Genomic DNA, 12,485 nt, shown 5'->3' on the forward strand with positions numbered 1-12,485 from the left:
GCGGCATGGTGATTCAGACCCCCGTGATGTGTTCCGGCCGGACCGGCACGCGGTGCAGCGCCTTTCCGGTGGCGGCCCGGATGGCCGCCGCGACCGCGGGGCCGCTGCTGATCGTCGGTGGTTCCCCGACGCCGCGCACGCCGTAGGGCGCGTGCGGGTCGGCGTACTCCAGCACCTCGATCCGCATCGGCGGCATGTCGAGGATCGTAGGGATCAGGTAGTCGGTGAACGACGGGTTGCGCACCTTGCCGTCGGTGACGACGATCTCCTCCATCAGCGCGAGGCCCATGCCCTGCGCGCTGCCGCCCTGGATCTGGCCGACCACGGCGTCGGGGTTGATCGCCTTGCCCACGTCCTGCGCGGTGTCGAGCGCCACGACCTTGACCAGCCCCAGCTCGACGTCGACGTCGACGACGGCCCGGTGGGCGGAGAACGCGTACTGGACGTGCGCGTCGCCCTGGCCGGTCTCCGGGTCGATCGGACGTGTGGGGCGGTGGCGCCACTCGACGGTCTCCTCGACCGCGTCGGTGCCCAGCACCTCGGCCAGCCCGACGAGCACCTCGCCGGTCTCGGCGACGATCTTGTCGCCGTCCAGCCGCAGGTCCGAGCGCCCGACGACGGCGGCCGCGCGGGCCAGCACCGTCGCCCGCACCGCCTCGCAGGCGGCCTTCACCGCACCGCCCGTGACGTAGGTCTGCCGCGACGCCGAGGTGGAACCGCCGGAGCCGACGGTGGTGTCCTTCGGGTGCACCACCACGCGCTCGACGCCCAGCTCGGTGCGGCAGATCTGCTGCTCGACGGTGATCAGGCCCTGCCCGACCTCCGCGGCGGCGGTCTGGACGGTGGCCACGGGCTCGCCCGCGGTGATCTCGAGGCGCACCCGCGCCGTCGAGTAGTCGTCGAAGCCCTCCGAGAAGCCCACGTTCTTGTAGGTGACGGCGTAGCCGATGCCCCGCACGACGCCCTCGCCGTGGGTGGTGTTGGAGGCGCCGCCGGGCAGGTCCCGGATGTCGGGCTGCTCGGCCATCGCCGCCGGCAGCGGCATGTCCCGCACGATCCGGATCAGCTCGGCCACCGGCGCGGCGGAGTCGATCAGCTGGCCGGTGATGTTGACATCGCCCTCGCGCATGCCGTTGCGCGCCCGGATCTCCACCCGGTCCACACCCACGGTATCGGCGAGCTCGTCCATCAGCGCCTCGTGCGCGAACGCCGCCTGGACGCAGCCGAAGCCGCGCATGGCGCCGCAGGGCGGGTTGTTGGTGTACACGCCCCGCGCGTCGACATGCACGCTCGGGAAGTTGTAGGGGCCCATGCCCAGCGTGCCGCCGTTGCCGACCACCGCACCCGTCGAGGACGCGTAGGCGCCGCCGTCGAAGAGGATGTCGGCCTTCCCGTAGACCAGCGTGCCGTCGGGCTCGGCGCCGAACTCGTAGCGCAGCCAGGCGGGGTGGCGGTGCACGTGGCCGAAGAACGACTCCTCGCGGGAGTAGCTCATCTTCACCGGCTTGCCGGTGTGCATCGCGAGCAGGCAGGCATGGACGTGCATCGACAGGTCCTCACGACCCCCGAACGCGCCCCCGACGCCGGCGAGCGACAGCCGCACCTTCTCCGGCGGCAGGCCCAGCACGCGGCAGATCTGCCCCTGGTCGACGTGCAACCACTGGGTGGCGACGAAGAGGTCGACACCACCGTCCGCCGCGGGCACGGCCAGGCCGGACTCGGGGCCGAGGAAGGCCTGGTCCTGCATGCCGACCTCGAAGTCGAGCGCGACGACGACGGGCGCGGTGGGCGCCGGGTCGCCGCGGCGGATCTGCATCCTCCGCACCAGGTTGCCGTGCCCGTGCACCTGCGGTGCATCGGCGTCCAGCGCGTGGCGCGGGTCGGTGATCGCGGGCAGCACCTCGTAGTCGACGACGATCCGCTTGGCAGCCCGCCGCGCCGTCTCCGGGTGGTCGGCGGCCACCAGCGCGACGGGTTCGCCCTGGTAGCGCACGACGTCGACGGCCAGTGCCGGGGTGTCGAGGTGCTCCAGTCCGGTGGCGTTCTCGCCGGGCACGTCGTCGGCGGTGAGCACGGCGTACACACCGGGCAGCGCGAGCGCGGCGGCGATGTCGATCGACACGATCCGGGCGTGCGGGTGCGGGCTGCGCAGCGTGACACCCCAGCACATGTCGTCGTGCCACAGGTCCGACGAGTACGCGAACTCGCCGGTGACCTTGAGGACGCCGTCGGGGCGCAGCGGGCTGTCCCCGATCTTGCCGGGTGTGGTGGTCTGGGCCGAGGTCGTTTGGGTCGAGGTGGTTTGGGTCGAGGTGGTTTGGGTCGACGTCATGATGCCTTCTCCAGCAGCGTGCGATGGACGCTGACGCACTCGCGTGCGATCGCGGCGGTGTCGACGGTGACGACCCGGTCGCGCTCGACGACCGGCCGCCCGTTCACGAGCAGCAGCTCCAGCGGTGGCGGCGAGCCGAGCACGAGCGCCGCCACCGGGTCGGCGACGTCGGCGTGGCCGAGACCGTCGACGCGCCAGAGCGCGAGGTCGGCGAGCTTGCCCACCTCGATCGAGCCGATCTCGGACGCGCGACCGAGCACGGCGGCGCCGCCCATGGTGGCGAGCTCGAGCCCGTCACGCACCGACAGCGCGGTGGGGCCGCCGACGAGCCGGGCGAACAGCACCGCGTGCCGGGCCTCCTCCAGCAGGCTGCCGGCCTCGTTGCTCGCGGCGCCGTCGACGCCGAGCCCGACGCGGGCGCCTGCGTCGCGCAGGTCGCGGGTACGGGCGATGCCGGCACCGAGCCGCGCGTTGGACGACGGGCAGTGCGCCACACCCGTCGCCGTGTCGCCGATCTTCTTCACCGCGGAGTCGTCGAGGTGGATGGCGTGGGCGAACCAGACGTCCGGGCCGGTCCAGCCGAGGCTCTCGACGTACTCGAGCGGGGAGCAGCCGAACCGCTCGCGGCAGAAGTCCTCCTCGTCGATGGTCTCGGCGAGGTGGGTGTGCAGCCGCACGCCCAGCTCCCGGGCCAGCTCGGCGGACTCGCGCATGAGGTCCCCGGTCACGGAGAACGGTGAGCAGGGAGCCAGCGCCATCTGCAGCATCGAGCCCGGTGCCGGGTCGTGCCAGCGCGCCACGGCAGCGGCCGACGCGGCGAGGATCGCGTCGCGGTCCTCCACGACGTGGTCGGGCGGCAGCCCGCCGTCGCGCTGCCCGAGGTCCATCGAGCCACGGGTGGCGTGGAACCGCAGGCCGACGTCCTGCGCCGCGCGGATCTCGGCGCCGAGCACGTCACCGCCCTCGCGCGGGAACACGTAGTGGTGATCGCTCGCGGTGGTGCAGCCGGTGAGCGCGAGCTGGGCCAGCGCGCCGCCGGCGGCCGTGTGCACCGCGTGCTCGTCGATGCCGGCCCACACCGGGTAGAGCGTGGTGAGCCACTCGAAGAGCGTGGAGTCGACGGCGAGACCGCGCGTGACCCACTGGTAGAGGTGGTTGTGCGTGTTGACGAAGCCGGGGGTCAGCAGGCAACCGCGGGCGTCGACGACGGTGTGCTCGCCGGTGCGCGGGGCCGGGCCGGACCCGACGGCGGTGATCCGGTTGCCCTCCACGACCACGTGGCCGTCGGCGAACTCCGCACCGGTCACGGTGACGACGTGAGCGCCCTCGATGATCATGTTCCCGTTGCTCACTGCCGAGCCTCCGCTGCGGTCCGGACCGCGTCCAGGATCTTCTCGTACCCCGTGCACCGGCACAGGTTCCCGGCCAGCGCCTCCCGGATCTCCGGGTCGCTCGGGTGCGGGTTGCGCTCCAGCAGGTCGTGCGTGGTGACGACCAGGCCGGGTGTGCAGAAGCCGCACTGGACGGCGCCGCGGTCGACGAACGCCTGCTGGACGGTGTCGAGCCGCTCGCCGTCGGCGAGGCCCTCGACCGTCGTGACCTCGCGGCCCTGCGCCTGCCCGGCCGCGACCAGGCAGGAGCACACCGGCGTCCCGTCCAGGTAGACGGTGCAGGAGCCGCATTCGCCCTGCTCGCAGGCGTTCTTCGAGCCGGGCAGGCCGAGGCGCTCACGCAGCGCGTAGAGCAGGCTCTCGCCCTCCCACACGTCGTCGGCCTCGCGCCTCGTGCCGTTCACGGTCAGCTGGATGCGCATCTCAGGCGGCCTTCCGGTTCTCGGTGCGGTAGTCGTCCCAGGCCCAGGTGGCGGCGCGGCGCGCCATCACCGACAGGGCGTGCAGGCGGTACGCGGCACTGCCGCGCACATCGTCGATGGGGGCGGCGGCGTCCCGCACCCGGCGGCCGAACTCGGTGGCCAGCCCGTCGGGCAGCGCGGCGCGGGAGTCCCACAGGCCCGCAGCCGCCAGCTCACCGGCGAGGAACTCCTCGGCGGCGAGCGCGCGACGCGGGGTCGGGGCGGCGCTGCCGATCCCGGTGCCCACGGCGCGGCGGTCGGGGTGCAGGGCGAACCCGAACGCGGTCACGGCGATCACCATCGCGTTGCGGGTGCCGATCTTGCAGAACTGCTGCGGGCCGGTCGGGGGCGTGATCAGCACGGCGCTGATCAGCTCGTCGGGTGCGAGCGCGTTGCGCTTCACGCCGGTGTAGAAGTCGGCGACCGGTACCTGGCGCACGCCGCGGACCGAGGCCAGCTCGACGACCGCGTCCGCGGCCAGCAGCGCCGGGTGGCTGTCACCGGCGGGCGAGGCGGCGCCGAGGTTCCCGCCGACGGTGCCGCGGTTGCGGATCTGCGGCGACCCGACGGTCCGCGACGCCATCGCGAGACCGGGCAGCGTCGCGCCCAGCTCGTCGATCACGCGGGCGTACGTGACGCCGGCGCCCAGCCGCACGACAGGGCCGTCCAGCGACCACTCCCGCAGCTCGGGTACGCGGGTCAGGTCCAGCAGCGCGCCCGGGCGCCGGTGGTCGAAGTTGATCTCGACCATCACGTCGGTGCCCCCGGCGATCGGCAGCGCGTCGGGGCGCTCGGCCTTGGCCGCGAGAGCGTCGGCCCAGGTCGTCGGCACGAGGAAATCCATGGGGAGAAGTAGACAGCCGCCGCGGGCCGGGCAGTAGCCGCGACGATGACGAATCAGCCCACCGCGCACCACGGATGGGTTGTAGGTTCCTCCAATGCTGTTGCGGGAGTTGCTCGCCCGCCCCGAACTGGGGCTGCGGCTGCTGCACGCCCCCGAGGCGTCGCTCGACCGTCCGGTCCGTTGGGTGTACACGACCGACCTCCTCGATCCCGCCCGCTACCTCTCCGGTGGCGAGCTCGTGATCAGCGGCATGGTCTGGCGCAACGGGCCCGGCGACGCCGAGTGCTTCGTCGCCGCCATCGCCGCGGCGGGCGCGGCGGCGCTCGCTGCGGGCGATGCGGTGTTCCACGGCGTTCCCGATGACGTCGTCGACGCCTGCCGCCGCCACGGCGTCCCGCTGCTCGCCGTGCCGGAGGAGGTGTCGTTCTCCGCCGTCACGGAGTACGTGGTCGGCTCGCTCACCGCGGCGCGCGGTGACCGGCTCGCGCTGTCGCTGGGCCGCCAGCGCCAGCTGCTCTCGGCCGTCGCGGGCGGGCTGGGCCTCGACGAGCTGGCGGTGCAGGTCGCAACGGCCACCGGGCTCACGTGCCGGGTCCTCAGCGCCACCGGTCGCGCACTCGCCGGACCACCGATGGCGCAGCTCGACGAGGCCGTCACCACCTACCTGACCGCCCCGCGGCTGCCGGCCGTCAGCGCCGGGCCGCACTCGCTGTTCGCTGTCGGGCCGGCATCGGAGTCCCGGCTCACCGGCTGGTTCGTGGTCGTCGAGGGCGCATTCCCGGACTGGCACAGCGAGATCGCCGACGCGGTGGGTGAGCTGGTGGCGCTCACCGCGCTGGACCGCGCGCGGCGCGGCGAGGGCCTGCGGGTGGCCCGCGACATCGCCGACGACGCCGTCGCGCTGATCGCCGAGGGGGCCGGCAGCCAACCGGAGACCACCGTGCGGCTGCGCCAGGCCGGCATCGACCCGGCCACCCCGCTGACCGTCGCGGTGGCGGGCTTCCCCGACCGGCCCGACCTCGCCGAGACCGCCCGCTCGGTGCTGGTGGACGCCGTGTCGCACGTCGGGCCGCCCGCGGTCGGCCTCCACGACGGCATGGCCGTGGCGCTGCTGGCCGGCGACCCGGCCGCGCTGCACCCCGCGCTCGCCCGCCTGGAACCGGGCCTGGGCCGCGACCGCCTCACCGTCGGGGTGAGCCGTCCCGCGCTGCCCGACGCGCTTTCGGGCGCACTGCAGGAGGCCCGCCACGCCCGGGACCTGGCGGCCACCCGCCCGGGCCGGCTGCACGTGGTCGCTGCGGCCGAGGTCACGTCGCACGTCGCCCTGCTCGCCGCGGTGCCCGACCGGCTGCGCCGCGCGTTCGCCGCCCGGATCCTCGACCCCGTGCTCGCCTACGACGCGCGCACCAACGCCGGGCTGCTGGAGACGCTCGAGGCGTTCCTGGACTGCTCGGGGTCGTGGAGCAGGGCGGCCGAGCGGCTGCACCTGCACGTCAACACCGTGCGGTACCGGATCGGGCGGGTGGAGGAGCTGACCGGCCGCGACCTCGGCAGGTTCACCGACCGCGTCGACGTGTTCCTCGCCCTGCGATCCCTCTAGCTCGCTTTGTTTCTTGCAGTCAGACGAACGGTCGTGCTACTACTTCTCCATGAGCAAGGGTGCAGCGACACGTGACGTGATCCTCGAGGAGGCCGGCAGGCTGGCGGGCCACGTCGGGCTCGGCGGGTTGACGATCGGTTCGCTGGCCACGCAGACGGAGCTGTCCAAGAGCGGACTGTTCGCCCACTTCGGGTCGAAGGAGTCACTGCAGCTGCAGGTGCTGCGCCACACCGCGGAGCGGTTCGCCATCGAGGTCATCCGCCCCGCGCTGCGGGAACCCCGGGGCGAACCCCGGCTCCGCGCCTTGTTCGAGCGCTGGCTCACCTGGAGCTCCGACGAGGGCGGCTGCCTGCTCACCGCGTCCTCGTTCGAGCTGGACGACCAGCCCGGACCCGTCCGGGAGCAGCTCGTCACCAACCAGCGCGACTGGATGGACACGATCGCCACCATGTTCACCAGCGGCGTCACCGAGGGCCAGTTCCGGGCCGATGCCGACCCCCGCCAGTTCGCACAGGACCTGGAGGGCGTGATGCTGGCCTTCCACGTCACCACCCGGCTGCTGCGCGATCCCGACGCGGCCACCCGGGCCCGCCGGGCGCTCGACGTCCTGCTGACCGCCGCGCGCTCCTAGCGCCACCTCATCAAGGAGAACCGATGACGCTCTCGACTCAAAATAGAACGATCGTTCGTGCCATTCACTCCCGTTGGAACATGGTGGAACGGTTCGCGCCCGGGATCGGGGTGCGCGCTGCGACCCGGATGTGGTTCACGGTGCCGCCCGCGATGCCACGCTCGTTGCTGCCACCACCACCGCGCGGGCGCGACGCGCACCTCGAGCTCGACGGCCGGATGCTGTACTCGACCGTCTGGGGTGCGGGCCCGCCGGTCTACCTCGTCCACGGCTGGGGCGGCCGGTCCGAGCAGCTGGGCGGCTTCGTCGCGCCGCTGGTCGCGGCCGGGCACCGGGTGGTCGCGTTCGACGCCCCGGCCCACGGCGCGTCCGGTCCCGGCCGGTTCGGGGCCACGAGCACGATCCCGGAGTTCGCCTCGGCACTGCACGCGGCGGTGCTCGCCCACGGGCGTCCGCACGCCGTGATCGCGCACTCGATGGGCGCCACCGCCACCGCCTTCGCGCTGCGCGAAGGGGTGCGGCCGGGCCGGTTGGTGCTGCTCGCACCCATGGGCGACCCGCGGGCGATGCTGGGCGCCTTCGCCGACCAGCTCGGGCTCGGCACGCGGGTGCGAGCGGGCCTGGAACGCTCGGTGCAGCACCGGATCGGCCTGCCCTTCGAGGCGTTCGACGTGGCGGCGACGGCAGGCGTCGTCGCGGTGCCGCCCACCCTCGTCGTCCACGACCGCGGGGACCGGGAGGTCGCGTCCGCGGAGTCGCGCACGATCGCCGCGGCCTGGCCCGGTTCCCGGCTCGTGCTCACCGAGGGTCTCGGGCACCGCAAGCTGCTGCGCGACGCGGGCGTGCTCGAAGACGTCGTCGGTTTCGTGCGGGCCCCACTGCGAGACCACCGGGGCCCGGCGTGAGCGCGCCGCCCGTCGACGCCCCTCCCCTCGATGCCCCTCCCGTCGATGCGCTGTGTCGCAGGACTCCGGCCGACCCGGTCACGATCCGTCCGCTGCAGCGCTGCGACGCCGCGCACGCCGTCGACACGGTCTTCGCGGCGCTGTCGCCGCGCAGCCGCTACCTGCGCTTCCACTCCCCCGTCCCGCGGCTGGTCGCCACGGTCCGCGAGCAGCTCATCGACATCGACGGGCGGCGCCGCGCCGCGGTGGTGGCCGAGGTGGCGGGCGCCGACGGGCCGGTGCCCATCGGGATCGCCAGGGTGATCGGTACGGGTGGCGAGACGACGGCCGACCTGTCCGTCGCGGTGGCCGATGCGTGGCAGCGCCGCGGCGTCGGGCGCCGCCTGCTCACCGCGCTGACCGAGCTCGCCACCGATATCGGCTACACGCACCTGCGCGGCTCGGTGCTGCCCGAGAACGTCGCGATGCTGACCCTGGCCACGTCGCTGTCGCCGATGACGCGCCGCCGGTTCGACGGCTACACCGTCGAGCTGCTCATCCCCATCGGCGCCGCGGCGTGGACGGTGACCGAGGAGGACGTGCTGGCCGACCTGCTGTCCCGCTCGACCTGACCCGAACGCCCACTGGTTCCGGTTCGATCATGAGCCAGTGGGCGCTCGGCGCTCAGTCCTCCCGCGTGACGGTCGCCTCGATCAGCCCGTAGGGCCGGTCGGCCGCGTAGAACACCTCGTTGGGGTTCTCCAGGCCGAACGGGCCGAGGTCCACCACGAAGTGGTGGCGGTTGGGTGCCGACATGCTGATCTCCGCCACCTCGGGGTGGGCCTCGAGCACGGCCTTGCCCATCTCCCACAGCGTCTGCTGCAGCGCCAGCGAGTGCACCACGGCGAACTGCTCCAGCAGGATGCGGCGGACGTCGGCCCACGACTCGTCCCAGTTCACGTCGACATCGTCGACGAACGTCCAGTTCGCCACCAGCGACGTCGACATGATGCGGTCGTGGGTCTCCTGCAGGGTCGTGTACTCGTCGACGAGGAATCCGGCGAACTCCGAGCCGGTGCTCTTGAGCAGCACCAGGTCCTTCAGGCCCGACACCACGTGCGCACGCTCGGCGTCCACGGTGACGACCGTGGTGCGCACCTCCGAGCCCCGCCGCGTCCAGGTGTGGTCGTGGCCCACACCGCCGACGGGCACGCGGTCCCAGGCGTACTCGTCCACCGCGATCCGGGCCCCGGTGACCGGCGCGACGGTGTCGACGAAGTGGCGGCCCAGCGTGATCGCGTAGGTCTCGATCTCGCGCAGCCCGTGGGACTTGGCGAAGGCGTAGCAGGTGTTCTTCTGCGTGTCGGTCGGCAGCACCTTCGACTGATCGCCGTGCAGGTGTGCCGCCGCGAAGTCGCCACGCAGCGCCGTCGAGACGGTGACGTCCCGCAACTCGTGGCGCGCCCCGTCGCGGTAGATCCGGACGACGCGGTTCTCCGCCTTGCCGTACTGGTTGGCCCCCAGAACGATGCTCATCTGTGCTCAGCTCCCGCGATAGGTCGAGTAGGCGAACGGCGACAGCAGCAGCGGCACGTGGTGGTGCGCCGCCGCGTCGCGGACGGTGAAGGTCACGGCCACCTCGGGGTAGAACCCCTCCTGGCCGGTGGCGGCGTGGTAGCCGCCGGTGTCGAAGGTGAGGCGGTAGTCGCCTGCCGCGAGGTCCGGGAACCCGGACGCCCGCCCGTCGGCGTCGGTGACGACAGCGGCGAGCACCTCGTCGCCCCGGGTCAGCCGGACGGCCACCCCGACGGCTGGGCGGCCGAGCGCTGCGTCGAGCACATGCGTCGAGAGGCTCAACGCATTCCCTCGCTTCGCTCGGTCAGCGCTTCGCGCAGGCGCTGTGACATTGATCCGCTCGCAAGCTCGCTCATGCGAACGACCCCCGCAGCCGGATCCGGTTGATCGCCGCCAGCTCCCCCAGCGCCACCTTGCGTTCGGTGGCCGGGTCGTTGTCCAGCCGCGACCGCAGCGTCGCGAGCAGGTCGGCGGCACTGCGCCCGCTGGCGCACACCAGGTAGACGTGCCCGAAGCGCGCCTCGTACTCCCGGTTGCCTGCTGCCAGCGCGTCGAGCACGGCGTCGGCGGCGGCGGCAACGGCGCTCTGCTCGCGCTGCGACCGACCGGTGGCCGTGCGGTCTCCGATGCGCGGGTGCGCGGCCATGGCGGGGTCGAGGTCCTCGTCGGTCAGTGCGTCGTCGGCGGCGGCCAGCAGCGCCTCGACCGAGCCATAGGGCCGGCCGGCGGCCACGACCGCGGCCCAGCGCGGGGCGTTGCAGCAGGACTGCAGCTCACCCAGCGCCGCGGCGACCGGCAGTGCGTCGAAGGTTTCCAGGTTCACCCGTTGTCCCCATATGCTCTCGACCCCGCGCCGCCGAACCGGGCGCTGTGGATCGGGTTCGCGTCCGCCACGAGGTCGGCGAAGCGGTGGTTGGCCACCTTCGCGATCTCGATCAACGCGGCAGCCTGCTCCTGTGCGGGCGAGTTCGCCAGCCGCAGCGCGCCGTCTCTCAGGATCTGTTCCCGGTTCGACGCCTCCCGCACGCACACGATCAACGGCATCCCGAACCGCTCCCGGTACGCGGCCGCGAGCGCCGCGAACTCCTTCTGGTCCTCCTCCGACAGCCGGGTGAGCCCGGCGGTGGCCTGGTCGCGGGCCGAGTCGGTGTCGTCGTCCGGGTCACCGCCGAGGTCGGGGTAGTGCGTGATCAGCTCGCGCTGCTCGGCGTTCGGTGCGGAGAACAGCGCCTCCTGGAACGCCGCACGCAGGTCGGACGTGTCGGCGAAGGGCCGGTGGTCGTACGCGCGCCCCACCACCTCGTTGGGTCCTTGGAACAGCCGTCCGAAGGTGGAGACGAACTCCGGGCGCGACATCGAGTTGACCTGGTCGAGCCGCACCGACGCGCCGGGCGACCCCGCGACGGCCGGACCGTAGTTCTTGCCGATGTGGTGGAACACGATGTTGAGCACGATCGCCGTCAGGCTGCCCAGCGTGATGCCGGAGCCGAAGATCACCTGGGCCCACTCGGGCACGGCCTTCGCGACGTCGGGCTGGGCCGTGACGAACATGGCGAGCCCGACGCTGGTGCCGACGATCACGACGTTGCGGTGGTCGTTGAAGTCCACCCGCGACAGCGTCTGGAAGCCGACGACCGCCACCGTGGCGAACATGGCCAGCGCGGCGCCGCCGAGCACGGGGTGCGGGATGCCCGCGACGATCGCCCCGGCCTTCGGCACGAGCCCGATCAGGATCATGAAGACACCGGCCGTCGCCACGACGAACCGGCTCTGCACCCGCGTCAGGCGCACCAGGCCGACGTTCTCGGCGAAGCAGGTGTAGGGGAAGGAGTTGAGGACGCCGCCGATGGTGGTGGCGAGGCCGTCGGCGCGCAGGGCGCGGGCGATGTCGTCACGGGTGATGCGCTTGTCCACGATCTCGCCGGTGGCGAAGACGTCGCCGGTGGTCTCGACGGCCGTGATCAGCATGACGACGACCATCGACACGATCGCGGCCACCGTGAACTTCGGGACACCGAAGAAGAACGGGGTGGTCACGCCGAACCAGGACGAGTCGGCGACCGACGCGAACGTCGCATCGCCGAGCGACCAGGCGACGAGCGTGCCCAGCACGAGGCCGACCAGCACCGCGACCGTCGCCATGAACCCGCGGAAGACCCGTTGGATCACCACGATCACGAGCAGGGTGCCCAGGGCGTAGGCGAGGTTGCGCCAGTTGCCCGGCTCCGGGTGCGAGCCGCCGCCGACGGCGTCGAGCGCCGCGACGGGCAGCAGCGCGAGCCCGATGATCGTGATCACCGACCCGGTGACGACCGGCGGGAAGAACCGGATCAGCCTGCTGAAGAACGGCGCGACGAAGAACGTGGCGAGCCCCGCCACGATCACCGAGCCGTAGATCACCAGCAGGCCCTCGGTGCCGCCGCCCGCCGCCATGCCGATCGCGATCATCGGCGACACCGCCGTGAACGTGACGCCCTGCAGCAGCGGCAGCCGCACCCCGATCTTCCAGAACCCGACGGACTGGATGATCGAGGCGATCCCGCAGGTGAACAGGTCGGCGTTGATGAGGTGGATCAGCTCGCGCTCCGAGAGCCCGATCGCGCCGGCCAGCAGGATCGGGACGATCACCGCCCCGGCGTAGAAGGCCAGGACGTGCTGGAAGCCGTAGACGGCCAGCTTCCCGACCGGGAGGACTTCGTCGACCGGATGCGTCCGACGTTTCGCGGTTCCGCGCACAGGGCACCTCGCAGCAGCTCGGGTGGGATCG

General features: G+C 72.7%; 12 protein-coding genes. 4 read left to right on the forward strand and 8 right to left on the reverse strand.

Annotation, left to right across the window (positions count from 1 at the left end; translation table 11 throughout):
* Positions 1 to 13: 13 nt before the first annotated feature.
* Genes pucD through ACFPFQ_RS11430 form a run of 4 tightly spaced genes read right to left on the reverse strand, consistent with a single transcriptional unit; the run spans position 14 to position 5,028 of the window.
* Positions 14 to 2,332 (reverse strand): xanthine dehydrogenase subunit D, encoded by a 2,319-nt coding sequence (gene pucD / locus ACFPFQ_RS11415; RefSeq protein ID WP_379617666.1) that lies wholly within the window; start codon positions 2,330 to 2,332, stop codon positions 14 to 16.
* Positions 2,329 to 3,669: an 8-oxoguanine deaminase gene (locus tag ACFPFQ_RS11420; RefSeq protein ID WP_379617839.1), complete on the reverse strand. Its 1,341-nt coding sequence runs from the start codon at positions 3,667 to 3,669 to the stop codon at positions 2,329 to 2,331. Before ACFPFQ_RS11420 ends, pucD begins: the two co-directional genes overlap by 4 nt.
* Positions 3,670 to 3,680: 11 nt before the next feature.
* Positions 3,681 to 4,145, reverse strand: coding sequence for a (2Fe-2S)-binding protein (locus tag ACFPFQ_RS11425; RefSeq protein WP_379617668.1), 465 nt, complete (start codon positions 4,143 to 4,145; stop codon positions 3,681 to 3,683).
* A gap of 1 nt (position 4,146) precedes the next feature.
* Positions 4,147 to 5,028, reverse strand: coding sequence for an FAD binding domain-containing protein (locus ACFPFQ_RS11430; protein WP_379617670.1), 882 nt, complete (start codon positions 5,026 to 5,028; stop codon positions 4,147 to 4,149).
* A 94-nt stretch (positions 5,029 to 5,122) separates the two neighbouring features.
* Here ACFPFQ_RS11430 and ACFPFQ_RS11435 point away from each other — a divergent pair, with 94 nt between their 5' ends.
* From ACFPFQ_RS11435 to ACFPFQ_RS11450, 4 genes are all read left to right on the forward strand, one after another.
* Positions 5,123 to 6,628 carry a PucR family transcriptional regulator gene (locus ACFPFQ_RS11435; protein ID WP_379617672.1) on the forward strand — a complete coding sequence of 502 codons (1,506 nt, stop codon included), beginning with the start codon at positions 5,123 to 5,125 and terminating at the stop codon, positions 6,626 to 6,628.
* 49 nt (positions 6,629 to 6,677) lie between these two features.
* Positions 6,678 to 7,259 carry a TetR/AcrR family transcriptional regulator gene (locus ACFPFQ_RS11440; RefSeq protein WP_379617674.1) on the forward strand — a complete coding sequence of 194 codons (582 nt, stop codon included), beginning with the start codon at positions 6,678 to 6,680 and terminating at the stop codon, positions 7,257 to 7,259.
* Between the two features lie 80 nt (positions 7,260 to 7,339).
* The gene (locus ACFPFQ_RS11445) at positions 7,340 to 8,164 is read left to right on the forward strand and encodes an alpha/beta hydrolase (protein ID WP_379617676.1); all 825 of its coding nucleotides are present in this window, start codon (positions 7,340 to 7,342) and stop codon (positions 8,162 to 8,164) included.
* Positions 8,161 to 8,775: a GNAT family N-acetyltransferase gene (locus tag ACFPFQ_RS11450; RefSeq protein WP_379617678.1), complete on the forward strand. Its 615-nt coding sequence runs from the start codon at positions 8,161 to 8,163 to the stop codon at positions 8,773 to 8,775. The genes ACFPFQ_RS11445 and ACFPFQ_RS11450 overlap by 4 nt, the downstream gene beginning before the upstream one ends.
* A 52-nt stretch (positions 8,776 to 8,827) precedes the next feature.
* Here the strand turns inward: ACFPFQ_RS11450 and pucL are convergent, their stop codons facing one another.
* The 4 genes from pucL to uraD (ACFPFQ_RS11470) form a co-directional block, all read right to left on the reverse strand.
* Positions 8,828 to 9,679 (reverse strand): factor-independent urate hydroxylase, encoded by an 852-nt coding sequence (pucL, locus tag ACFPFQ_RS11455; RefSeq protein WP_379617680.1) that lies wholly within the window; start codon positions 9,677 to 9,679, stop codon positions 8,828 to 8,830.
* Positions 9,680 to 9,685: 6 nt separating this feature from the next.
* Complete coding sequence (uraH, locus tag ACFPFQ_RS11460; protein WP_379617682.1) at positions 9,686 to 10,000, reverse strand: hydroxyisourate hydrolase; 315 nt, start codon at positions 9,998 to 10,000, stop codon at positions 9,686 to 9,688.
* Between the two features lie 70 nt (positions 10,001 to 10,070).
* Positions 10,071 to 10,541: a 2-oxo-4-hydroxy-4-carboxy-5-ureidoimidazoline decarboxylase gene (gene uraD, locus ACFPFQ_RS11465; protein WP_379617684.1), complete on the reverse strand. Its 471-nt coding sequence runs from the start codon at positions 10,539 to 10,541 to the stop codon at positions 10,071 to 10,073.
* Positions 10,538 to 12,454 carry a 2-oxo-4-hydroxy-4-carboxy-5-ureidoimidazoline decarboxylase gene (gene uraD / locus ACFPFQ_RS11470; protein ID WP_379617686.1) on the reverse strand — a complete coding sequence of 639 codons (1,917 nt, stop codon included), beginning with the start codon at positions 12,452 to 12,454 and terminating at the stop codon, positions 10,538 to 10,540. The genes uraD (ACFPFQ_RS11465) and uraD (ACFPFQ_RS11470) overlap by 4 nt, the downstream gene beginning before the upstream one ends.
* Between the last annotated feature and the right edge of the window lie 31 nt (positions 12,455 to 12,485).

This window comes from Pseudonocardia sp. GCM10023141 (assembly GCF_042653605.1).